Origin of the sequence: Murimonas intestini, assembly GCF_024622195.1 — a bacterium.
Lineage (GTDB): Bacteria > Bacillota > Clostridia > Lachnospirales > Lachnospiraceae > Murimonas > Murimonas intestini.
On the sequence record NZ_JANKBI010000024.1, the window covers coordinates 50,053 to 74,373 of the forward strand.

At 46.8% G+C, this 24,321-nt stretch carries 16 protein-coding genes; 3 read left to right on the forward strand and 13 right to left on the reverse strand.

The features are described from left to right. Positions 1 to 18: 18 nt before the first annotated feature. The 12 genes from NSB28_RS23025 to NSB28_RS23080 form a co-directional block, all read right to left on the reverse strand. Positions 19 to 2,058, reverse strand: coding sequence for a glycoside hydrolase family 31 protein (locus NSB28_RS23025; protein WP_257497719.1), 2,040 nt, complete (start codon positions 2,056 to 2,058; stop codon positions 19 to 21). A gap of 28 nt (positions 2,059 to 2,086) precedes the next feature. Then, positions 2,087 to 3,106 carry a LacI family DNA-binding transcriptional regulator gene (locus NSB28_RS23030; RefSeq protein ID WP_109627075.1) on the reverse strand — a complete coding sequence of 340 codons (1,020 nt, stop codon included), beginning with the start codon at positions 3,104 to 3,106 and terminating at the stop codon, positions 2,087 to 2,089. Between the two features lie 250 nt (positions 3,107 to 3,356). Next, positions 3,357 to 4,124, reverse strand: a complete 768-nt coding sequence (locus NSB28_RS23035) for a DUF2087 domain-containing protein (protein WP_109627078.1) — start codon at positions 4,122 to 4,124, stop codon at positions 3,357 to 3,359. A 293-nt stretch (positions 4,125 to 4,417) separates the two neighbouring features. After that, on the reverse strand, positions 4,418 to 5,824 hold the full coding sequence (locus tag NSB28_RS23040) for an alpha-L-fucosidase (RefSeq protein WP_109627081.1): 1,407 nt from the start codon (positions 5,822 to 5,824) through the stop codon (positions 4,418 to 4,420). After that, positions 5,817 to 7,514 carry an extracellular solute-binding protein gene (locus NSB28_RS23045; protein WP_109627083.1) on the reverse strand — a complete coding sequence of 566 codons (1,698 nt, stop codon included), beginning with the start codon at positions 7,512 to 7,514 and terminating at the stop codon, positions 5,817 to 5,819. The genes NSB28_RS23040 and NSB28_RS23045 overlap by 8 nt, the downstream gene beginning before the upstream one ends. 15 nt (positions 7,515 to 7,529) lie before the next feature. Further along, positions 7,530 to 10,250, reverse strand: coding sequence for a hypothetical protein (locus tag NSB28_RS23050; RefSeq protein WP_109627086.1), 2,721 nt, complete (start codon positions 10,248 to 10,250; stop codon positions 7,530 to 7,532). A gap of 2 nt (positions 10,251 to 10,252) precedes the next feature. Then, positions 10,253 to 12,535 carry a heparinase II/III domain-containing protein gene (locus NSB28_RS23055; protein ID WP_109627088.1) on the reverse strand — a complete coding sequence of 761 codons (2,283 nt, stop codon included), beginning with the start codon at positions 12,533 to 12,535 and terminating at the stop codon, positions 10,253 to 10,255. Positions 12,536 to 12,585: 50 nt separating this feature from the next. Then, positions 12,586 to 13,713, reverse strand: coding sequence for a glycoside hydrolase family 88 protein (locus NSB28_RS23060; protein ID WP_109627090.1), 1,128 nt, complete (start codon positions 13,711 to 13,713; stop codon positions 12,586 to 12,588). Between the two features lie 5 nt (positions 13,714 to 13,718). Then, positions 13,719 to 15,173, reverse strand: a complete 1,455-nt coding sequence (locus tag NSB28_RS23065; protein WP_109627092.1) for an alpha-L-fucosidase — start codon at positions 15,171 to 15,173, stop codon at positions 13,719 to 13,721. Positions 15,174 to 15,210: 37 nt separating this feature from the next. Then, positions 15,211 to 16,884 carry an extracellular solute-binding protein gene (locus NSB28_RS23070; RefSeq protein WP_109627095.1) on the reverse strand — a complete coding sequence of 558 codons (1,674 nt, stop codon included), beginning with the start codon at positions 16,882 to 16,884 and terminating at the stop codon, positions 15,211 to 15,213. Positions 16,885 to 16,919: 35 nt separating this feature from the next. Then, positions 16,920 to 17,816 (reverse strand): carbohydrate ABC transporter permease, encoded by an 897-nt coding sequence (locus tag NSB28_RS23075; RefSeq protein WP_187374260.1) that lies wholly within the window; start codon positions 17,814 to 17,816, stop codon positions 16,920 to 16,922. A 19-nt stretch (positions 17,817 to 17,835) separates the two neighbouring features. Next, positions 17,836 to 18,783 (reverse strand): ABC transporter permease, encoded by a 948-nt coding sequence (locus NSB28_RS23080; RefSeq protein ID WP_109627099.1) that lies wholly within the window; start codon positions 18,781 to 18,783, stop codon positions 17,836 to 17,838. 234 nt (positions 18,784 to 19,017) lie between these two features. Here NSB28_RS23080 and NSB28_RS23085 point away from each other — a divergent pair, with 234 nt between their 5' ends. From NSB28_RS23085 to NSB28_RS23095, 3 genes are read left to right on the forward strand one after another with little or no spacing between them, the layout of a single operon-like run. Then, a complete protein-coding gene (locus NSB28_RS23085; RefSeq protein ID WP_109627101.1) occupies positions 19,018 to 19,773 on the forward strand; it encodes a polysaccharide deacetylase family protein in 756 nt (251 codons plus the stop codon). A 41-nt stretch (positions 19,774 to 19,814) separates the two neighbouring features. Next, positions 19,815 to 21,608 (forward strand): sensor histidine kinase, encoded by a 1,794-nt coding sequence (locus NSB28_RS23090; protein ID WP_109627103.1) that lies wholly within the window; start codon positions 19,815 to 19,817, stop codon positions 21,606 to 21,608. 33 nt (positions 21,609 to 21,641) lie between these two features. Next, a complete protein-coding gene (locus NSB28_RS23095) occupies positions 21,642 to 23,141 on the forward strand; it encodes a response regulator (RefSeq protein ID WP_257497720.1) in 1,500 nt (499 codons plus the stop codon). Positions 23,142 to 23,157: 16 nt separating this feature from the next. Here the strand turns inward: NSB28_RS23095 and NSB28_RS23100 are convergent, their stop codons facing one another. Then, positions 23,158 to 24,312, reverse strand: coding sequence for a serine hydrolase domain-containing protein (locus NSB28_RS23100; protein ID WP_109627107.1), 1,155 nt, complete (start codon positions 24,310 to 24,312; stop codon positions 23,158 to 23,160). Positions 24,313 to 24,321 lie beyond the last annotated feature (9 nt).

Sequence of the window (24,321 nt, forward strand, 5' to 3'; positions counted from 1 at the left end):
AGGAATATAAATTTTATATCAGACCCATATCTCCCAGGACAGGCCGTCTATGTGTCCGCCTGCCACGCTGACATCAGGGTAATCCCATGTTATACTGACCGGCTCTCTGTCCGACAGATAAGTGTACTCACCGCTTCTTCCTGCAAGTATCAGGTGAAGCTTCCAGTCTGCAGCCTCCCGGTGCTTAACAGGCTCTCCCAGCTTCTTACCCTGCTCTGTCTGCAGTGCGATTCCCTGATGCTCTCTCACGAAGACTCCTGGTCCGCCGCCGGTTGTCATCACACTTCTGCCTCCCTCTGTGCGTTCCTTCGTAAAGAAATTGTACCAGCCGCCTTCCGGCAGATACACCTGCCTCTGTGTACTGTCCTCCTCCATCAGAGGTGCAACCAGCAGCCCGTCTCCAAAACAATACTCATCCTCATTAGCGGCAGCCTCTCTGTCCTGGGGCCAGCCATATACCAGCGGCCTCATAAATGGCATATTCTCTCTCACACATTTGCGCGCGCTGCTGCAGATATAAGGCAGAAGGTTTATCCTCAGCCAGTGCCAATATCTCATTTCCTCTATAAAACCTGGGCAGCCGTATGCTTCGGCCATATTCCAGGGACTTCTCTCATTATTTCCGCTGCCTCCGGCCATCAGCTCACGGAACTGGCCTCCATCCGGCTCCGAGTGCCACTGCATCACAGGACAGAAGCAGGCCATCTGAGTAGCCCTTCTGTACAGATCCAGACTGGGAAGGGGTCCCGCAAATCCTCCTATATCGAAGCCCCAGAAAATTATACCACTCACTGAAGCAGACAATCCGGCATGAAGAGTACTTACAAATTCCTCATTATCAGACTGATGATCCCCCGCCCAGTGCATGGGTACAGTATGCATCCCAGTATACCCTGCCCTTGAAAACAGCACACGGCCTGAACCAATGAATTCTGTATACGCCCTCAGATAATCGGCGGCATATCTGTTTATACCTTCTCTGCCCGCAGAACCATCGGCAAACACTACATCATCCCTGTAGATAAACTCTCCTCCGTCCGTCTTGAATCCGTCCACCCCCATATCCAACAGGTACTGCCTTTTTCCAAACCAGAAGCTTCTTGTCCTGGGATTCGTAAAGTCGGGGACCCATGACCCGGCGAACCAGTGTCCTTCTGGTATCTCATAGGGGGTATTATCCGGATTCATCACACAGAGGCGGTTCTCCAGCGCTTCCTGCCTGTCCTTCTCATTCTGCACGCTCACTTCTTCATCCCCGCCCTGCTTTTTATAGACAGGTATCTGCCACAGGACAAGATGGAGCCCTTTCTCATGAAGCTTCCTGATCATTTCCGCAGGATCTCTGAAACGGCTGCTTTTGCTGAAATCAAGGTCAGAGACTGCCAGCCTCTCTTTGTCTCCTCCGGTACAACTGGCTCCGTTAAACAGGTAGAATGTGGCCTCATCGCTCCATGCCTCCATGACAAGTACAGAGGCTGGAAACACAAACTTCTCCAGATTCTCCATCTGCATGTATACGTCTGCCTCTGAATTCCAGTGATTTGCGGATATCCAGGGACCGAAGGCATAGTCAGGCGGAAGGACTGCCCTGCCGCAAAGCTCCATGTATTCCGATATGACAGACGCTGGCGTGCCTGTAAAAATTACTATTTCTGTGCCAGCGGGCAGTACACAGCGTATCTTCTCCTTAAACTCAAACTCTGTCACACAGCTTGTATCTGCGTAGAATCCAAATCCTGTGTCAGTAAAGAAAAACGGCATGGGACAATATGTCTTTTCTCCCTGGTAGCAAAATTTCTCTTCGACCTTTATCACCAGATTCTTACCCTTCTGATTTAGTCCGTTAAACCTTTCTCCCAGTCCGTAGACCCCTTCATATGGAAGGCTGATCTCCAAATGGATCTGTTCCCCCTCCTGATTCCACGAAACTGCTGCTGTCTCTTTGCCCGGAAGTTCTGTAAGAAATCTGTCCGTGCTGCACTCCATCCTCTGATCAGCGCTGCTGCCTGTATTGTGACCACTGTAATCTGGCGTTTGACATAATTTAATTCTTTTCACTTTCTTTTTCTCCTCATCCGTCCTGATGTTATATCTGCTTTATGCTGCCTCTCTCCACCACCATAACAGGCAGTATTTCTTCCTGCTTCTCCATATCAGGGTTGTCCATGTTCTCTACAAGAAGTTCCACAGCCCTCTCCCCTTTCAGCGCTATATTCTGCCCCACTGTTGTCAGACCGGGGATGATAAACTGAGACATTTCCAGGTTATCAAACCCCATTACTGACATGTCTTCGGGCACATTTATTCCTGCTTCGTAAAATCCCTTTATGGCGCCAATGGCCTGGATATCTGCTGCCGCTATAACTGCTGTTATGCCCTGATGTTTTTCCGCTATGAGGCGCGCCAGCTCCTCTCCGCTTTTATAATCAACCTCGCCTTCATATATGTACTCTTCACAAAAAGCTATCCCGGCCTCTTCCAGAGCTTTTTTATAACCCAGGAACCTTTTCTTCATAACCCCGTTTTCCTTAAGCATTCCTGAGAGGAAGGCAATTTTCCTGTGGCCGCAGCCAATCACATGCTTTGTTGCCTCATAACTCCCCATCGTATCGTCTATCCTGATATTGTGAAAGAATTTATCCTTGCAGTAGCTGTCCACCAGTACTACAGGGATGTCGATTTTCTTAAACTGCTCGTAAAGCTCATCAGGATACATTCCAATAGCTATGATGCCGTCCAGATTCCTCTCCTTTGCCAGCCTCATATAATTGGCATCCACATCCATCCCTGATATGATCAGCTGATATCCGTTCAGACGCGCCTGATACTCTATGCTGCTCAATATCTCACCGTAGAAGGGATTGTGGAACATCAGCTCTGAGCCAGGCTCTGTCTGGGGGATCACCACCCCTATTAATTTCGTATCCCTGGCAGCCAGTCCTCTGGCATTCATGTCCGGAATATAATCCAGCTCCTCCACCGCCTTATAGATCCTCTCCTTTGTTTCCTCTGATATATATTTTTTTTTGCCGTTGAGCACATAAGACACTGTTGCCACAGATACCCCAGCCCGTTCAGCCACATTCTTTAAAGTAGGTCTTGCCATATGACACCTCCGCCCGGTTAATCGAATAACCGCTTAATCGTTTAACCTATTTATAGCACAAATTATTTTCCTTGTCTATATCTTCCTTTTAACTTAATATTTTTTGGCATTTTGCATTAATATGGATAACAGAAACTGTATAAAAGAGCAGTATTTTATGCATTTTATCCAACAAAAAGGTGGAATGCACTATATCTGTGCATTCCACCTTTTTCAGCTTCTGTCTTTTTTGATGTCTTTACTGATAATACTATTCCTTGACCCTGTACACGCTGCAGTCGGCAGCCCTGTCCATAAATCCATATTCTATAAGAGCCCTCCTGATACCCGGATAGTCCTCTTCATAGATCCTCTTCAGCACCCTGTTCACCTCTGCCTCTGTGTACTCCACATCCCTTTTAAAATTCTTCATTATCTCTCTCAGAAGTATGATCTTCTTCTTCTCTCTTGCAGGGAACTGCTTCAGCCCGCCATTCTCATCCATATAAGTTTTCACAGTCTTAATGCGTTCCTGTTCGGTGATCCCATACCTCTCATCTATCATTGTAGCTGAAGAATGTATCTCTTCAATTACTCCCTTATCACTGATATCGATCCTGCTCCTGGTCTTTTTCTCCAGGGCCTCCGTCAGAGCCAGAAACATCCTGGCCTGTTTTTCCTTCTCCCTCAGTTTAAATCTGTGGTTTCTGACCGTAGACTGGGCTATCCCCACAGCAGAAGCTATCTCTTTATCATTTTTGCCGCCTGACATCAGCTGCATGATCTGTCTCTGGACTTCCGACAGTCCGGTCAGCCCCAGCTCCTGCCCCAGGATGTAGTCTGCCATGTTCCCGTGCTCAGCGCTCACATGCTTTCTGACCGCGCCGCAGGCGTCATATAATAATTCATTTTCAGGATATATCCTTCCTCTTTCAAAGGTTCTGCCGCATACGATACACTCATACCCATCCTCACTCTCAGTGTACCCTTTTACAATATCATCGATTGAATGGTTCCATATCTCTTTCTTACTGTTCATCTAAATACCCCCTTAATCTACCCCTCATAATACAGCATAATTATATTTTTGTCTATATATTTTTAAACATTTTATAATTATGTTGTCAAAACCAATCTCTAACATCAGTTAGTTAAGAATCATACCATTGTTGGCTTCCAGTTGCTTTCTGCAAAAAACGTTACCGCTCACTGTTCCGCGAGGTGTTTTCATGCAAAAGCATGAAAACACCCGTATTTCTGTGCCTTTCGGTTGCAGAAATACGGGTTTATGATACACTATATAAACGCTATTGTGTGTCCCGGTAATGTATTTTAGGACTGTCCGCCTTCAATGCGTACCACATATGCATGCATACAAGGTTTCTCATCCGGCAGGCTGATGATCAATACTTCCTCCTCCTGCACCCAGGAGACAGGGCTGCTGCTGCCCACAAGTGAAAGCCTGGAGTTCTCATCCAGGGCAAGTTTCCCCGGGCCTTTTCTTCCAAGTGTGCGGATACGCAGGGTATTATCCTCCGGCCAGCCCATGGCAATCCCATAGACTACTCCGTCTTTCTGAGTGAAACGGAAGTCCCGGCTTGTGAGGATATCGCTTTGAACATCAGCCGGCCCTTCGGCAGCGACTCTAAATGGACGTGTCTCATAGATGGCTTCCCCATTCACTGACAGCCAATCCCCGATTTCATACAGCACTTTTACAGCTTCGGGATGAAATGAGCCATCGGCATATGGCCCTGCATTCAGGAGCAGACATCCATTTTTAGCTACGATATCGCAGAGCTGGTGTATGATCGTAGCAGCGGATTTATACTTTGGTTCCTGTACCATACACCAGGTGTTACTATCTTCCAGATGATCGTCTGACTGCCAGGGAAAAGGCTTTTGCTCTGAAAATCGCCCGCACTCAATATCAAATACACCAATCCCCTTCGGAAAATCTTCCTTCTTATAGGTGATGATCCCGTCCTTATGTCCTGTCTTATTATAGTAATAATCTGCAATTAAAAAACGGCTTTCCTCATCAATGATACATGTACGGCTGTCAAAATATATGGCATCCGGCTGGTATTTATCAATGACCTCAAATACTTTTTCACGCCACATTTTACAGAACTTTTCATCAGGATACCTGTACGGGATATAGCGGTTCGTCTCAAGCGGGAGAGCCGGGCCATAAAATTTTTCATTTGCCGGATCATAGACATCCGCCTCACTGTCAGTAGACATGAACCAGCCCCATAGCCACTGGTGGTGGAAGGTAGAAATAAACTTGATCCCGCGTTTCCTGAAGGCTTCTGCGCATTCTCCCGTAATATCCCTGTGGGGTCCGTAATTCACACTGTTGACAGGATTGACCCGGCTGTCCCACATGGAAAAATTATCACAATGTTCTGTCACCGGCCCTGCATAGCGTGCCCCGGAACGCACAACAAGGTCCGCCCAGGCGTCGGCGTCAAACTTACCTCCGTCCATCATGTCATAAAAATCTTTATACCCAAAATCATGAAGTGTGCCAAATGTTTTCTCATGATAGATATTTTGCTTCAGGCCCCGTGTGTACATTTTTCTGGAATACCATTCATTCTGATAAGCCGGAACGCTGTACGGGCCCCAGTGGAAAAAGAGGCCGAACTTGGCATCACGGAACCATTTGGGAGCTTCCTGCATAACCCTGCTCCACTCCGGTGTTATAGTTTTGTTTTCTGTATTCTCACTCATACTCTTCCACCAACCTCAGGGCCTTCTCCCACTCTCTGGTATAATACTCAGTCACCTGGTCAATTCCCAGTTCTTCCGCCTGGTCTGTCATCTCATCCCACATCCTTTCGAATTCAGCTTCTTCTTTTGCATACACCATTTTCCAGGAGTATTTTTTAACAACTTCGCCAATATCATTTATAATAAGCTCTAACTCATGATCTGCCGTTGGAACCATGTTAATAGCCTGGGTCGATTCTGCCACCATATGATTCTTATACAGGTATTCTGCCAGAGTATCACACCCCAGCATTTCCATTACCTCCTGCTTCATCAGGGAGGGATCTCGTTCCAGGGTGGAGGGCCAGTACCTGTAGCTCAGAGAATAACCATCCTCCATAACTGTCGCCGCTTCCATACCCAGGGTTCCTAAAAACTCAACCCCGTCTTTAAATGCTCCCCCTCCAATGCTCTCCGGCATCAAAGGTTTATCCGAATCATCTACCAACTCCCAGTTTATGATTTCAGGCTCTTTTTTTTCATTATAGTCCCATGTTATTCCCTGGGGGCCGTTTGTCAGATATTGCTGTACAGCCGGATCATACAGCCAGTTCAGAAATTCCAGAGCAGCATCTATGTCTTTACAGTTTTTTGATATGGAAAAATACCACTGCCTTCCGATAGTCTGCTCAGGCGCCTTAAACAGTTTCATATCCTTCGCTGCCACACTGGCCATACCGTCAGCCCCATCAGGATTGTTTTGATTTTCTGAATTATAACTTCCATACAGCCAGGAGAACCATGAAAACATAACCTGCCCTGAACTAAACTTATCCTCCACATCCTGGTATTTCTGTGACATGGAATCGGGATCGAGAAGCCCTCTCTGATTTGCCTCAAAATAAAACCTCAGCGCTCTTTTATAAAAACTGTCCTCTGCCAGAAGAGACTTTGTCTCCCTGGTAATCATGCTCGTCTCCATAAGAGGGGAAACAAAATTTGAATCGATCCCATACATGTAGGAGAGTGTAGATATTTCAAGCGCTGATACAATATCCCATTCATTAAACAGTGAAAATCCATATACCTTTTCACCTTTTTCTGTAACCGGCTTGATAGCAGTCATCTGTTCTGCCACGTCCAGATAGTCCTCAAGCGTATTGATTTCCGGCATGCCAGCCTGCTTATATGCATCCCACTGCAGAAGAGGCACCCAGTTAAACGAATGAAAATCAGCAGGTCCGATAGCCACCGGCATAATAAATAAATGCCCCGTGCCGCCGCTTGTATGGTCCCTGGAATATCTGACTGCGTCTGCATAAGCCTCATTCTGGAATATATTGGGCAGCCTGTCCTCATATTCGTCTAATGGCAGCAGCATATCTGCATCCATCACCAGCTGTGCATAGTCTGTTCCCTTCAGCCCCATGATATCCGGCAGCTGCCCGGCAATGAGATAATGTGAAAGCGTAGTTCCTGACTTTACTCCTGTGGGAAAAAAATTTAGCTTTATCTGCAGGTCATCGTACAGCTTTTTTGCTCCCCAGCCCTGCCAGATTCCCTCCTTTGTCTCCTCTGTCCTCATCACAAGTATGCTCAGCGCTGCCTCTTCATTTCCGGCAGTACTGCTGTCTTCTTCTGCAGTTTTCCCTGAACACGCACCCAGCAGGAGCACCATGCAGCATACCGCTGCAATAATTCCTTTCTTCATTCCGATACCTCCAGGTTACTGCCCGTACATCCAGTCCAGAGTCTCCAGCCCCTCTCCCCCCAGATCTGCATTTCTGGGCGCCAGCACCGTCTGCTGTGAAACTACCCCGGCTATCATATATCCGCCGTTGCCAAAATATATATCATGTTCACCTTTTTCATACTGGTAGGCATGGATTTCAACTACAGGACAGCCTTTTGTTTTAACAGCATTCCTGTAAACTGCTGCAAGGCCTCCCCTGTCATCGGCATGTGTATTTGTTTCCAGATCCGGCAGCTTCAGCCACTCCACCCCGCCGGTCTGCATGTAGCCTACAAGCAGGTATGAATCCTCTTCAAACCTGATTTTAATGTGAACCCCGCCGTTCATGGCATCTCCCAGATCCATCCTGATGCCCGTAAGATTACTCAGTTCAGGGGCTGCTTTCTGTATCTGTCCGTGGGAATCCTTAAAAATACATTCCCCCTTCTCAATCTTATATGTCTCGCATTCCTCAGAAAGCAGAGTAAAGCCTGAAGGCTGAAGTGGCACAATTTCTTCCTCTGATTCAGCTCTTGGAAGCACTCCATTCTTTAAACCATCCAGATTCCTCACAAATGACATATATTCTTTTTCGTATTCGGGCAGACACTGTGTCCAGTGGCCGTATGCATCGCCGTCTGTAAAAGGTATCTTCCTCTGCCTTGTCTGCATACTGTTGGCATATAAATATGTGTCCTGTGTCAGATCCGCCAGTTCCCTATAATAATCCAGGCTTTCTTTCATAAGCTCAGCTGCCTCTTCCAGTAATTTGAAATCTCCCTGGCATTTCTCATCCATCGTATATTTATATAGAAGGATCTTCATAGCTGCTTCCACTTTTTTGCAATAGGAAAGACTCATCAGGCAGATTGCATGGATATCTGTTTTTATTCTAAATAATTCCTGCCGGCGCCCGCCGCCTGCACAGACCTCAGATACGGCAGACGCAATCTTTTTCAGGGCGCTCTCTGCAAAAACCCGGACATCGCTTATCATGTCATAAGGCGTCTCTCCAACGTGTTTTTCTCCTGCCAGCTCCTTCTTGACATAGTCATCCGGCTGCTCACCCTTTCTGGCCACACTGTTCCACAGCTCTCTGTTCGGCCTGTATCTGTCCACATTTGTGAGCTCACTCATAGTCATGCCAAGACTCAGCGTCTGCCTGTTGCCTTCTGTAATCCCCACCCGTCCAAGTATCCTGGGCGCGCACTGTGCTGCATCTTCCTGGGCTTCAAACAGCTTCTCGGCCGTTTCCCGGGAAATATCATAATATTGTGTATAGCAGTGGATCCAGTATTCCTTCTCCGCCCTCTCATCCCTGTCCGGGTTCCATGCATACCTAAACCAGGCCGCAAACCAGAAATAGTCTCTGTCCATCTGCCTGAGGCGCTCACTCGTCTTATCCGGTGAATACGGCCAGTCCCAGTAAAACAGCGGATATAGGTGAAGGCCGTTTGCTCCCAGCCGGCTTCTGCCCGCCTGGGTACACTTCTGTATATAGAGAGGTGCATTGAATCGGAATGGTTCCAGATCAGCCAGGATGTGTACATTCATAATATGTGTTGTCTTGATTTCCGAAAGCTTCTGGTGACGCTCCTGCCATACCCCTCTGGGATAATATGTAGTCAGGCTCTCGCCATTGTATTTCCACATAGTGAAGAGATTTGAATACAGCTTCTTAGCCCCCTCCATGGCTGTGAAAGGATTACAGTCATGGCCTCTGAGAATGACAGGCGGCTCCTCCCGGATCCCTGCCTCTAAAAGTCCCTGCTTCACAGCCGGAAGTATGGTCTCCACAAACCAGGCAGTCTTATTCTGGTCCCCCCTGAGAGCTTCCCCAAGACATACCATCAGCCCCACATTCGGAAATGCTTTAATAAATTCCACAATAGATTTATACGTGTAATCCGCCACAAGGGGATCGATGCTGCTCTGCAGCAGTTCCAGGCGGTGCGCCCTTGCAAATGGTAAAGGAATATGGATGTTATAGAATTTTAAGACCACCCAGATCCCCCTCCTGTCACACTCCTCTGTCAGCCATCTGAAAACTGAACAGTTCCTCTCATATTCCTCCTCCGTGACCTCCAGGGCCTCAGGATAATCACTCACTTTCACAAAGGAGGAAAAGGGGTGTCCGCTCCATATGTACAGCACATTGCACCGCATGGAAAGGAGCATATCAAGGAATTCTTTCCACTGCTCTTTTTCATAAAACCATGGAAAACGTTCCGGCGTAACAGGATATTCATAAGTAAGCCTGGGAGGCTCAATTTTTGTCTTCTGCAGCCCGACTGCCGGTCCTCTCAGTTTGAATACCGGTTCATCTCCAAATGCAATTTCTTCCGGCAGCTCTCCTGACTCTTTAATGCGTTCCAAAAGTTCCATACACCCGTAAAGGACTCCCGTACTGCTGCCGCCGCAGATGACCGTAAGACCTCCCGGAAGCGTCTGCAGATAGAACCCTTCGCCTTTTGGCGCCTGTGTATGGAATATGAGCAGCTCCTCCTGGTATGCCCACCTGAGAAATTCATCTTCCTCCAGGATTCCCGCATATATTTTCTTTCCCGGCGTACACCTGTAATCTGCAGGATCCTCCGGGCGCTCAAGAAAGAGCGGCTCATATCCCTGCCTCTCCAGTTCCTCCATGACAAGGTTTATGCCATACGTGATCCGCTTATCTTCAGCAGGATTTCTAAATACAGTCAATTTCTTCATTATTATTCTCCTTGTATACCGGGGCGCTGTGGGATACCCGGTTCGAATTTCATGTTAAGCTGAATCTTCCCCCTGCTGCCCTGCCTGTAAAGCCTGATCTGGAAGAGATCCTTGTCCCTGATCTCATATTTCTTTACTTCCGCCTCCATATCCTCCGGGATCTCTATGATACATCCTGACTTCCCGCCCTGAAGGATGATACTGTCTGCTGTATGTAAAGGCTCAAACCACGTATTCAGCAGTACCGCCGCGCCGCTTCCCTGACCCAGGACATACTCATCTGTGAGTACAAGCTCACAGGGAGATGCTGAATCCAGGCTTCTTCTCCACAGGCTGAAATACTTGTCAAATGACGGCGTCATATCCATAGACAGATGAAGCTCACTCTCATCACCTGTTCCCTCAGGTGTAAAGAAATACGGCAGTGGATTTACAGGATGAGGATTTTCTGCAAGGCCGACTGGCAGCAGCATATTGTGGAAATCACACATTTTCAGGCTGCGGCTCTGGGCGCTTCCATAACTCACCATGCCAGGATCCGTAAAGAACTGCTCCCCGTTATACTCCACAAGAAAACTTCCCTTGTCCTCATGATTATGTCCTGCCCCCGCTTTGTTTCCCGGTACGAAGACTTTCATCTTACCCTCACCGCTGCTTCTGACAGAAGAAACATACCCTGACTGGGACAATCTCACGAATGTCTTTGGATCATTGTCCTCCACAGGTATCTCTGAGTCAAGTAAAAAGGAAATAAAATCGTTTGGCATGCCCCCAAGCTCTTCCTTTTTCTTGTGGTACGCATTTACCCAAAGGCTGTCAGGCCTTAAATAAGCCATCACAGCCAGACCCCTGATATCCCTCGGCTCTGAATAATCGCAGACAGGCAGAAATGCCTTATCCTCCATAGTAGAACTCATAGCATCAATATACATATCTGTCCGTCCCAGCTCGCCGGGTACGCAATCCCTGAAATCCTTTCCCAGAGCACGTGCATACCAGAAAAGGCCGCCGCCGCTGTTGCCCGGCTGGTACAGGAAATATGACACACCCTCGTCCGCCCCTCCGTCAGTGCCTATGGCCTGCTTCATGCTGTCCGCGATATCTCCTGCTGCCAGATCCATATATGGAACAATGCGGCTGTATTCCTTTGAGAGAACAGCATATGCACTCATCCGGCCGTAGCTGTACCAGGCCAGCTGGTTACATTTAAAGATTGAATCATATCTCCAGACTACAGAATTGACCTTAGAAAGCCCTTTTTCCATCATCTGCTTTCGTATCATCTTTTTAGCAGTTTCTGTCAGAAGCTCTCCTGCACCATCCAGCACAGCGGCCAGATCACTCAATATACTGGACGGTACAAACGCAGAATGCTCCCATATCCCCAGAGGATAGTCAGCGATAAAACCATCCAGCCAGTTTTCTGTCATCATCAGAGACATGGCATAGCGGGCAGCCAGACGCAGCACCTTTTTATCCTTTTTCAGCAGGGCATACTGCACCAGCTTTTCCGCGATGCTAAAAGCCATAAACTGTCCTTCATCTCTCTGCCTGCAGAAACGGACATCATCAGCCAGACGCATATAGTCACCTATCATTTCTTCCGGCTTCATATCCAGGTACGTGCTTATATTCTCATAGAACACATCTCTTCCGCCTTCGTTCAAATGCTGCCTGTACCTCTCCCTCAGCACTTCCAGCTCTTCTTCCGTGGCAATCAGCCCGTACTCAGGCCTGAATGACGGCTCATAATCCTCATCTTTTAAGTATCCTTCCCACTTTTCATCAAACTGGGCCTTTAATTTCAGATGCTCCTCTAACAGCCTGTCATTCTGTACCCCCAGCCAGTTTATCCATCCTGTAGCAGGCATACGTGTAGTATTTCCGATGGAAATTGTTATTCTTGTGATCTTTACGGCTCCATCCAGAGAGAGGACGAGTTCTTTTTTCCCCGCCCCATCTGCCTGAGCGGACTTTACACCCAGTTCTGTATCTGCTGACAGCCGTAAAAAACCATTATCGGGAACTACTGCCGCCAGGATGAGACTATCATATCCATCCACACATAAATCCTCATAGTCTCTGTAAATGACAGCTCCTGTGCCGTCCTCTGCCGTTTTGCTCCACTCATACGGAACATAACACCAGTACTGATTCACTTTCACGCCTGCTGCCCCGTTGTCTGCTATCTTCCATTCTTTCAGCCCGCTCACAGCAGGATCCCAGAACGGCTCCACCATCGCTTCTCCCACATGGTACCGGAATGGTACAGTCTTCTCTGCCATAATTATCTCCTTCTATTTGGCTTTGGTAAATACACAGGCCTGCTGTATACTTACCAGTAAGGTTTAAAATCATCCATGTATCTGAGCAGCGCTTCCATATAGAAATAATCCCCAAAGCTGGTGCAATGTCCTAACCCATTGGACTGCATTAAAAATCCGCTGCTCTCCATATCATTATTCTGATAGGCGGGTTCTAAAAGCCTGCTAAGGATCCTGGCACCCTCATCCCTGAACTTTTCTGCCCCCCTGTATTTGCCCAGCTCATGAAATGCACACGCTGCTATGGCCGCGGCTGAGCTGTCACGCTTTTTCTCCCGGCCGTCAGGAAGCCTGAAATCCCATGGCGGTACAGGATCCTGTCCGTCCTTCCCGGTCTCTTCCAGGAATCTGTCCCCAAGAGCCGCAGAAGCCTCCAGGTATTTCTCTTCACCTGTATACCTGTATGCAAGCGCGAACCCGTAGACAGCCCATGTCAGCCCTCTGGCCCAGAATGACCCGGTCTGGTAGCCGCAGTGATTCACTTCCCCCACAGGAACACCTGCCGCTTCCATATACTGGTATCCGTGACAGACTGACCCGTCCGGGCGTATGAAATTTTCAAGTGTTTTATCTGCATGCATTACTGCTATCTTCTTATAAAACGGATTTCCCGTCTCTTTCCATGCAAAGAACAGAAGAGGCAGGTTCATCATGCAGTCTATAATTGCCAGGCCGGCATTATGCTGATTCCACACATCGCACCTGCCCCAGGCCCTGATCATCCCGCAATCCAGATTCATCCGCTTGGCCAGCTCATCTGCAGCCTTTATAGACAGAATACGGTACTCATCATTTCCTGTTTCTTTATAAACACCTGTTGAAAACAGAGTATACAAAAAACCCAGATCATGCATTGTGTCCATAGGTGTATCAAAAATCTTGCTCCTGTATGCCTCCTGATACCCTTTCACCCACTCCAGATATTCCTGCTCCCTTGTCTTATGGTAGGCCAGCAGGGCTTCCCCTGTGAAAAAGGAAGTCATCCATGTCCCGATATGTGTAAACGGCAGATATACATCATGCCTGAAATAATATCCGTCAGAGCACGCAGCGTACTCTGCAGGTGTTTCCGGCATTTCCCGCATTGTATTATGTATTTTTACGAGACATTTTTCAAAAGCTTCTTGATATTTACTCATTTTTCTCACTCTCTAAAATGTATTTTGAGACAATTTGAAAATTCGCAGGGCATTTTATCGGGCAGCTGCACATTTAAGATTCCCAGGTCCTTGTCAAACGGCACATCACCATAACCCAGAAGCTGTACACGCTTTACCTCAGATGAATCCCTAAGTTCATGCAGCACAGCATTGCTGCCCTTTCCCATGAGGAATGCATATACCACATCTGCTTTCCCGGTATACCTGACATCATACCTTGTCCATTGGGCTGCCTTCTCCGCCTCAATGTGGGTCAACCCTTCCCCGTATACCTCATACGGTCTTGTTTCATAGATTCCTTCCCCGCAGACTGCCATCCACTCAGCTGTCTTTTCCAGGGTGAACCTGCTCTCATCATCAATGGTACCATCCGGCCGCTGCGGAATGTTCAAAAGAAGATTTCCATTCTTAGATACAATATCCACCAGCAAGTCTGTAACCTGCCTGGCTGTCTTATATTCAGCACGGACATCGTAGAACCAGTGCCCCAGGCAGGTATCAGTCTGCCATGGTTCCTCCCTGACCTGTTCATCCGTACTTCTCTCAAAGTCCAGGAGTCCTATTTTATAAAATTCCTCTCTGGCATCCTTATGCAGGTACACAGATTCATTCCTGCCATATTTAGATTCACTTGAATTATAGAGGTGTGCCGCCATGGACAAGCCGGGCAGGTATGTCTTGTCATGTGTATCCGCATAATTCCTGTAGAAAGGCAGCGCTCCGTCAGAATATAATATCTCCGGTTCATACATATCCACAGCCTCTTTTACCGCCTCATACCATCTCGGATACCAGTTCTCATCCCAGGTATAATGCCTTCTGGTATGGCCCGGCAGAGTCGTATACTTATTGTCCAGATAATAATCCTGATATTCCGGGTCATTGCCGTCATAGGGCACCCCCGCATAAGGTCCCGTCCTGTCACACATCTTGTTTGTGTTAAACCATTCAAAGCAGGCGCCGTGGTGCTCTGACATGCCAAAGTGCAGTCCCTTATCAATTGCAGCCTTCTTCCAGAGCCCCACGATATCCTTTTGAGGCCCCATATTCACACTGTTGAACCTGTTCTTTTTAGAATCGTAGTTAAAGAAATTGTCATGGTGCATAGCCTGGGCCAGGAAATACCTGGCTCCGGCTTTCTTATACAGTTCCATCAGTTCCTGAGGATCGAAATTCTCGGCTTTCCAGAGTTTCACGATATCCTTATATCCAAACTTTGAGGGATGTCCATAGTGCCTCAGATGGTACAGATACTGCTGGCTGCCTTCAATATACATATTCCTGGCATACCAGTCCCCGTACATAGGTACGGACTGGGGACCCCAGTGAGACCATATGCCAAACTTTGCGTCCCGGAACCACTCCGGACATCTGAACTTGTAAAGTGAATCAAACTCTGCCTTAAAACTTCCCTCTTTTATTTCGTACTGATTTCCCATCCTGCACCTCTCGTCAATTTAATTTATATAGCAGCGCTTAACCCACTTTTTCCTGGGCTGCTGCCTTGAATTCCTCGTTTATCGCCATGTATTCCGGTGAATTCGTAATGCTTTCCACGTAGCTGTTCCATCCATCCAGATCTACAACTCCCATTATATACTGGGCTATCATATCATTGCAATCTGCAATCAAGGTACTCCATGAATTATTGTAGGTCTCGGAGATCAAATTGTTAGTAGGGCTGACAAGACCCATCTTCTGTACCTCCTCCTCTGTTGCCTTTTTCAGTTCATAAGCCCTGTCGATGGCCTCCGCAGAACAGTTCTTTTCTTTAAACTTCTGTTCCACGATATCAAAATTATCTTTTAAGAATATCTGGTTCCAGCCGCCCACATAACCTTCCTGCCTGGCAGTCTTCTGCTCATCACTGATAACGCGCTCACCATCCACCATGTCATAATGGAGGCCTTCCACACCATTCATAAGAATGTCCATATATTCTTCATCTGTTGTATTAAAAATCTCCATGATCTTACGGATCTTAGCCTCAGAACATCCTGCATTTATTGCTATACATTCTCCATAACCCAGGGAATGAAGGCATAAGGAATATCCCTTGGGCCCTTCCACAGGCATCAGACACCACGCTTCATAAGTATCAGGTGTGTTCTTGTCAAATACTTTATTAGACACCTTATCCTCAGACTGGTTCCAGTTATACCATGCATTCAGATTGGCAACTGATTTGCCTGCCCTCCAGCTGGACACTTCTGACTGGTTCAGGATAAATTCCGGATCTATTGCCCCCGCATCATATAAGTCCTTCATCCAATTCATAAAATCAATATATCCCTCTGCAAACGGCTGGTAGACAAAATTTCCTTCCTCATCCAGTCCCCACTGTCCCTGACCTGTAAAAGCAGTGGCAAAACCGGCTACTCTGACATCATTGAAGTCCGGAGTGGAAAATTCCAGAGCATACAGGCCGGATGCCTCTGAAAGCCCGAGCAGCCATTCTTTAAGTTCTTCCATTGTTTTTGGCTCTTCTTCATACCCGTATTCCTTCATCAGATCTCTTCTCACACAGATTCCTGAATTGGGGGCTACCTCTGAAATACTTCTTGGAAGGATATATGTATGCCCTTTGTACTTTGTATTCTCCCATACCTCATCGGACCATTCCTTCATGACTCTGTTATTCTCCACCAGCTTTTCATCAAACAGGTAAGGATCCATATTGACAAACATTCCTGAATTTACTGCCTGTGCAAACACAGGATAGTAAAAACCTCCGTTATTAGAAGACATGACCTGAACAACATCCGGAATATCTTGTGCCTTCCCTGATGCCAGCAGAGTATTCAGCTTCTGGGCATAATCCTTATAAGAAACCCATTCGATCTCAAGATCAACGTCAAAATATTCCTCCCAATACTGTTCCATGCTGCTGTTCTGCTTCGGTCCGAATCCCCAGTCAACTCCCATCACAGTGATAGTGCCGATATCTTCCCCGGAGTCTGTCGGAGCTGCAGACTGTGTATCCGTCTCTTTGTCTGTGGCAGCTTCTTTTTCTTCAGTTCCTTTTTCTGTGTTTTCCTCTTTGGCACTCTCCGCCTTTACTGTTTCCTCTCCCTTGGAGCACCCTGCCAGTGCGGAGACTGCCAGTGCTGCTGTCAGCATGAGTGCTGTGAATTTCCTTAAATCCTTCATTCTTCTTCCTCCTAAAATTTTTATTTATATGTAAATTAGCCTTTCACCGCTCCCACCATCACACCTTTTGCAAAGTGTTTCTGCAGGAACGGGTATACACACAGGATGGGCACTACTGCAACTACTACTGTTGCCATCTTCGTAATTTCCTCCGGCACAGCCGTTGACAGATTGCTGGCCACATCCAGTACGTCTGAGATATTAGATGCCAGCACTATCTTCTGCAGGAACACCTGAAGAGGAAGCATGGCAGTCTTTGTGATATACATCACAGCGCTGAAATACGTATTCCAGTATGATACAGCCCCAAAAAGGGTAAATGTAGCGAGCATTGCCTTAGACAGAGGCAGTACTATCCTGGTAAATATCCTCAGGGTACCGCAGCCGTCTATCTCCGCAGCCTCCTCCAGTTCTGCAGGCAGTCCCTGGAAAAAGGATTTCATTACCATTACATTCCATGCACTGCAGGCTCCCGGCAGGATGCATGCCCACAATGAATTGATAAGCCCCAGATTGCTCATGTTTATGTAACCCGGAATCATTCCGGCTCCAAAAAGCATTGTAAACATAACCAGCTTATTAAGTATATTTCTTCCCGGAAGCGTATTCTTTGACAGCATATATCCAAGCCCTGCATTAAAGATAACGCTTAAGGGTGTGCCGATCAGGGTGATAAACAGTGTAGATCTCAGTGCATCCAGAAAACCGCTCCCTGTGAGTACATACTCATAAGCATCCAGAGACCATTTCTCAGGCCACAGTATAAACTTTCCTGCCTCATAGACAGTTGCATCTGTAAAGGAAACCATTACAATATAGATAAATGGGACGATCATGACTGCGGCAAGTAAAAATAATATAAAGTTTAAGACTGACTGGCCCAGTAAGGTCTTAGCCCTCATGCCCATTTTCTTTTTCTCTTTTTTCTTCATCTTAACTGCTTCCTCCTTCTTAGAAAACACCGTCATACCCTTTGCGGGTCACTAACCAGTTAGTCAGTACCACAAGGAATGTATTCACTACTGATTTGAACATACCCACTGCCGTGGTATAGCTGTACTGAGTTGAACCTGACGCAATTCCATAGTTGTATATAAATAGTTCAAATACTTCCGTCTGTGACCTGTTCATTGCATTTGAAACCAGCAGGATCTGCTCAAAATCCACAGATATTATACTGCCCATCTTCAGTACCAGCATGACTACAACTGTCGGCATAATACAGGGAATGGTTATTTTTATCATCTGCTGAATCTTGTTTGCCCCGTCTATCCTGGCAGCCTCATACATCTCCTGGTCAATTCCTGTAATGGCCGCCAGATACACGATAGAGCCCCAGCCAATACCTTTCCAGACAGACTGAAGGACTATGATGGGATATGTCCAGCCTGTATCAAATAAAAAAGCGTGGGCATCTCCCCCCATCTCCATGATTAATTTGTTAACTGCCCCCTGTTCCTTTGACAGCAGCAGAAAGGTAAGACTGGCAATAATTGGCCAGGATATAAAATGCGGCAGGTAAACTGCCGTCTGTATGGATTTCTTATACTTCTGGCATCGTACCTCATTCAGCAGCAGGGCCAGTATGATAGGAGCCGGAAATGTCAAAAGTGACAGGCCGCTGATTATCAGGGTATTCTTCAGCATCAGATAAAACTTCGGATCTGAAAACAGCTTTTCAAAATGCTTTAGCCCCACCCACCTGCTGCCAAGTATTCCAAGATGAGGGTCAAATTCCTGAAAAGCCATCAGAAGACCTCTCATTGGAAGATAACTAAACATAACAAGAATGATCATTCCGGGGACCCCCAGAAAATAGAACCACCTGTGGGCATATACCCTTTGCCCGAGGGTCTTTTTAGAAACAGCCGCTTCCCCGCCGCTTTTTACTTTTGACATTACTTCTCCTCCTTTATCTTAGGCTGCCGCCTGATACCGCCGCTCAGGCTCAGTGCCGTTGCTTTGGGTTCATTATAGGAAATTTAGGCAGATAGTCAATGAATCAGAAGCACATACTTTTAATTAGTGCAAAGATTTGAAATTTTTAAAAATTAGTATGCTTTTATTTTATTTTTGCTGTTTTTGTGCTAAAGTTTAATTATTAAAACCATAATGAAAGGAACAAGATCAGACATGGAATATTCCCCCAATTTAGACACAACTACAATCCAGGGCAGAAAAAAAGCCATCACTTTCAGCTATGATGACGGAGTCACCCAGGATATCCGCCTCATATCTCTGCTGAATAAATACGGCCTGAAGGCCACCTTCAACCTAAACTCAGAACTGCTTGGCCTGGACGGGTCTCTCATCCGGGAGGGTGTAAAGGTCAGCCATACAAAGGTTAAACCGGAAGATATCCGCCATATATATGCCGGACATGAGATAGCCGCCCATACCCTCACCCACCCTCTTCTTCCCCAGATAGAGGAGGATTCTGAAATCATTCGGCAGGTTGAGGAAGACCGCCAGAACTTAAGCCGGCTTGCCGGCTATGAAGTTGCAGGGATGGCCTATCCCGGAGGCGGCGTCAATTATAACCGGCGCGTGGCAGAACTGATCGCCGGCAGGACACACATCCAGTATGCCCGGACTACTGTATGCAGCCACAATTTCACTCCCCAGAGAGATTTGTACCAGTTCCGGCCCACTGTCTACCACATTATGGACGGAGACCGCCTGTTTGAGGACGGAAAGCGTTTCCTTGAACTGGACAATAATGAGTTCTCTGTTATGTACATATGGGGTCACAGTTATGAATTTGATATCCATAATACATGGAACCAGTTTGAAGAGTTCCTGCGCCTGATTGCCGGAAAGAAAGATATTTTCTATGGAACGAACAGGGAGATACTTCTCTCGGATGCATACAAGGCTGCGGCTGTCTGACTCCTGCACGAAAACAAAAGCTTCAGAAAACGGAGATACTTATGGTGCAAAAAAAATACGGATTTTTCACCCGCATGCTGCTAATCTGCACTTCACTGCTCGTTAGCTTTTCTGTGATTGCAAGTGTGATCGTTGGATTTTTGTCTTCCCAATATGAAAAAAGCCAGTTTCTGAAAAGCTATGACCTGGCTCTTGTAAATCTGTCGGAGGCATTTTCCAGCCACATTGATTCCTTCAGCATCCTTGTGGGAAGGATACTCGTAAATAATAAATGTGATGAAAATCTGTGCATGCTGATGAATGCCTCCTCCTATGACCAGATATCCGCTGATACCCGCAATGAAGTCATCACTCTCCTGTCATCCATCTGCAGTAATGACAGGTATCTGCGGGGAGTACTTCTATACTCCCCGCAGAACAGCATGGTCTATTATTACTCTGACAGCCAATACTATCTGCGCTGCGCCAGTATGGATATTGATCTGCCTGATCTCGTTCCCTTTGCCGGAACAAAACTGGACAACAAGACCATTTCCGACGTCATTGCAGCCTGCACAAGATCAGAGGGGTCCTATGACAGCTATTACGGCCTGGCAGCTACCCTCTACCGGAATGCCGCAGTTCCGCTTGGATATATGATCCCCATCTACTCCACTGCGGAATTTATGAATATCCTGAACGATTATGAGCTGGATGAGCAGAATAGCTTCAGGATCAGCGATGATAATAACCGCATATACTTCCAGTCAAATCCCATGTCAGACATCACCGGGAATACTGTCTATACAAATACAGTTGCAAATACTGACAATGGATTCCAGGTCTCCTACGAAGTTATGCGGATGCATCTCCCTAAAGGCCGGCTTACCATTATGATTGTTATGCTTGCTTTATTTGTTACTGCTTTTTCCTTTATCCTGTATTATGTCACTTACTATCTCAGCAACAAAAATATCGGCGGCATCTTAAACGGGATGAAAAAATTCAGCCTGAGCGACCTCTCTTACAGGATAAACAGGCCTCAAAAAGGGAATGAGTTTACTCAGATCATAGACGGGTTTAACAAAATGTGTGACGAGCTGCAGAAAAATGTAGAACGCTCCTATGTGTATGAGCTGCAGCAGAAGAAATCAGAGCTGTATGCCCTGCAGACAAGCATCAATCCACACTTCCTCTATAATACTCTGGATATGATCCGCTCACAGATTCAAAGTGCAGATACCGGAACAGCATCTCATATGCTGCTTCTTCTGGCTAAGATATACAGGACCCAGACAAATACGGATATGTTTATCACATTAGATGAGGAGGCTGAGCTCTGTGAGAATTTTATAATACTTTATCAGAGCCGTTTTCAGAATTTTGACTATGAATTTGATGTAGACAGCAATGCAGGCTGGTATGCCATCCCTAAAAATACACTTCAGCCTATGATTGAAAATTATTTCGTACATGGAATAAAATCGGGGGCACAAGACAACCTGCTGCTTTTATCTGTCTTCCTGGAGGATATGGACGAGATCAGATATGTACATATCACATTGTGTAATAACGGAAATCCCATCTCAGAAAAAAGAATTTCCGAAATCAGCCGTTCTTTAGATCTGGGTGTTTTTGAGACCGGAAAATCCGGAAGCTTTGCCATGGCTAATGTATACACCCGCCTCAGGATAGCATTCGGCGAAAAATGCCGCCTGACAGTAAAGTCAGGTGAAGACGATATAAGCTTTCAGATAGACCTGATATTTCCTGCCATGTCCGCAGATGAGCTGCAGAATAATTTTTTGTCACATCCGGCGGCCAGTACCGGTACTTCAGATAATACTGCTGTCTGAGGTAATATATAACATTCAGAAATGGAGGTAATTATGTACCAGGCAGTTATTGTAGACGATGAACCTTACATCGTCGAACATCTTACCCACGCAATAGACTGGAACGGATTCCAGTTGGAAATAGGATATGCCGCGACAAGCTCAGTAAAGGCTCTGGAATATGTTCTGGCTAATCCGGTCAGCATAGTAATCACAGACATTGCCATGCCGGATATGGACGGCCTCAGTCTGATACAGCATATTAAGGAGGCTAAGCCCTATATCTATGTGATTGTACTGAGTGCATACAATAATTTCGAATATGCCAGAACTGCCCTGAAGTACGGCGCAGAAAATTATCTGCTCAAACCCATAGATTCTGATGAATTATCCGATACGATCAGCCAGATCGCAGGCCACATTCAGGAACGTGAACAGCTCAACAGTACATATGGCCAGGCTATGCTGACCTTCCGCAATGCCTTCACTGAACAGTGGGCCAAGAACCTGCTGTCTGGAAATGAGCTTGCCACAAAGGCAAAACTGCTGGGAATTGACCTGCAGGCGGGGCAGTTTACTGCAGTGGTATTTTCCTGTGCAAATGGTTCTCCTGACATCATGTCTAAATTTTTTGACCTGTTCCTGCACTACCTGCCCGGACGGTATACCGGCAACTTTTATTTTGAGGCGCCAACCTGCCTTGTCGGCATACTCTCTCCGGTTCCAAGCTGTACAGAGGAAATAAAGGATTTTATCAGACGGATCATACATGATGCCTTATCTGCCGGCCTGCATGTTTTCGCATGTGCCGGTCCCTGTGTGTCACAGTTTTCAGACGTACATCAGAGCCGCCTGCTTGCCTGCTCTTATTTGTGGCTGGAACATACCCGGCTGCTTACCTACTTTCAGAAAGAAAACCAGAGCCTGACAGATGCCGCCTGCCAGGCCCTGGAAAAATACGATAAAGGTCCGGGTGAAGATATCGATGCCATTAAAAAACTGTATGAAAAATATCCGGCATTTTCATGTACTGCCGCCCTGCTAACCCAGCGCATACAGATGATATGCAAAGATGTATACAGGCTGAACGAAGAATTTCCTGAGCTGGCCGAAAAACTTGCCGGCCTGCCCGTCAAGTCCCAGGATGCCTCTGACTATGCCCGGTATGCACTGCAGTTTCTCAGATACTCAGGCCACTTGCTCTCAAAGCTCCAGCAGTCCATGTATCCATGCGTAGACGCTGTCATCAAAAGCGTGCAGGAATCAGATGACAAAGATATCTCACTGAAAACCCTGGCTCTGAAGCTAAACGTCAGCCCTTCATACCTGGGCACCATCTTCCGCAGGCAGACAGGTTATTATTTTAATGATTACCTGGCAGAAGTCCGCCTGAAAAAAGCGGCAGAGCTTCTTGAGGAAACAGACATGAAAATCAAGGATATCGTAGACAAAACCGGATTTTCCAGTCAGGCCTATTTCACACGCACGTTTAAGCGCTACTATAATGTCTCTCCCGCCAGCTACAGACGGGAGCGGAGCGCGAAAAAGCTGTAGCCGGCTGCTGCTCATCCTACACAATGTGCTGATAAATAAAGTTCCGGATCCTGCGTCTGCTGCAGACATTATCTCTGTCAATCTGGGCCGTCATAAGCATAATTACCACGTCCTCTGCTGGATTTACTTCCATGTAGGTTCCTGTCCAGCCGTCCCATCCGAATTCACCGGGCTCAGTCACTACTGCAGCCTGGCAGGGATCAAGGAGAACTCTCATCAGATTCCCGTAGCCATATCCTGTAATTGCCTGCCATTCCATACAATTCAGCTGCTTTTCTGTAAGCTGGTTGCTGCTCATATATCTCACAGTTCTCTCTGTCAGATACCTCGTGCCTCCATACACACCTTTACTGCACAGCATGGAGGCAAATTTCAGGTAATCATCCATTGTAGAGAAAAGTCCTGCTCCGCCTGACTGGAATGAAGGCTCTTTTTCATAATCCATGATGACAAGATGGCGTCCGTGATACTCTGTAACCTCTTTTCCAGGCTCCATGCGGTAGATCACTGCAAGCCTGTCTTTCTTCTCCGGCGGTATGTAAAATCCTGTATCTTTCATTCCCATGGGCTCAAAGAAGGTTTTCTTCAGATAATCTCCGAATCTCATACCCGAAACTACCTGTACAACAGCTCCCAGCACATCTGCAGAAGCCCCGTACTGCCAGTTCTCACCCGGATGGAACATAAGAGGGGTCCGGCCAATGCTGTTGGCAAACTCTACAGTATCAAATGCCTCCGGGCCGTCCGCCCTCTCCATGGCCTCATCAAACAGCCTGTTCAGCTCCGGCGTCTTCTCATCACCGGGATATACGATCCCTGATGTCATGTTCAGAAGATCCCTTACTGTGACCTCGTTTTTAACCGGGACGAGCTCACCGTTCTCCCTTACTTTCTGATTCAGAAATCCGGGCAGATATTTGGATACAGGATCATAAAGGTCCAGTTTCCCATCCTCCCACAGCTTCATCACCGCTGCTGCCGTGACCGGCTTTGACATAGAATACAGATGGAAAATGGTATCCGGAGCCTGTGCCCTTCCCTTCTCCCTGTCTGCAAATCCATAGTCCCTGCGGTACAGCACTTCTCCTTTTTTAGCTGCCAGGACACTCAGTCCCATATAATCTCCTCTGTCACACATATCCTTAAGCATTGCATCTAAACGTTCTTTCATTTTCTTCCC

Bases quoted from the DNA above. Each gene is read 5' to 3' on its own strand.
- NSB28_RS23055 (WP_109627088.1), bottom strand. From the start codon at position 12,535: ATGGCAGAGAAGACTGTACCATTCCGGTACCATGTGGGAGAAGCGATG.
- NSB28_RS23095 (WP_257497720.1), top strand. From the start codon at position 21,642: ATGTACCAGGCAGTTATTGTAGACGATGAACCTTACATCGTCGAACAT.
- NSB28_RS23080 (WP_109627099.1), bottom strand. From the start codon at position 18,783: ATGTCAAAAGTAAAAAGCGGCGGGGAAGCGGCTGTTTCTAAAAAGACC.
- NSB28_RS23050 (WP_109627086.1), bottom strand. From the start codon at position 10,250: ATGAAGAAATTGACTGTATTTAGAAATCCTGCTGAAGATAAGCGGATC.
- NSB28_RS23100 (WP_109627107.1), bottom strand. From the start codon at position 24,312: ATGAAAGAACGTTTAGATGCAATGCTTAAGGATATGTGTGACAGAGGA.
- NSB28_RS23065 (WP_109627092.1), bottom strand. From the start codon at position 15,173: ATGGGAAATCAGTACGAAATAAAAGAGGGAAGTTTTAAGGCAGAGTTT.
- NSB28_RS23060 (WP_109627090.1), bottom strand. From the start codon at position 13,713: ATGAGTAAATATCAAGAAGCTTTTGAAAAATGTCTCGTAAAAATACAT.
- NSB28_RS23070 (WP_109627095.1), bottom strand. From the start codon at position 16,884: ATGAAGGATTTAAGGAAATTCACAGCACTCATGCTGACAGCAGCACTG.
- NSB28_RS23030 (WP_109627075.1), bottom strand. From the start codon at position 3,106: ATGGCAAGACCTACTTTAAAGAATGTGGCTGAACGGGCTGGGGTATCT.
- NSB28_RS23040 (WP_109627081.1), bottom strand. From the start codon at position 5,824: ATGAGTGAGAATACAGAAAACAAAACTATAACACCGGAGTGGAGCAGG.
- NSB28_RS23035 (WP_109627078.1), bottom strand. From the start codon at position 4,124: ATGAACAGTAAGAAAGAGATATGGAACCATTCAATCGATGATATTGTA.
- NSB28_RS23090 (WP_109627103.1), top strand. From the start codon at position 19,815: ATGGTGCAAAAAAAATACGGATTTTTCACCCGCATGCTGCTAATCTGC.
- NSB28_RS23045 (WP_109627083.1), bottom strand. From the start codon at position 7,514: ATGAAGAAAGGAATTATTGCAGCGGTATGCTGCATGGTGCTCCTGCTG.
- NSB28_RS23085 (WP_109627101.1), top strand. From the start codon at position 19,018: ATGGAATATTCCCCCAATTTAGACACAACTACAATCCAGGGCAGAAAA.
- NSB28_RS23075 (WP_187374260.1), bottom strand. From the start codon at position 17,816: ATGAAGAAAAAAGAGAAAAAGAAAATGGGCATGAGGGCTAAGACCTTA.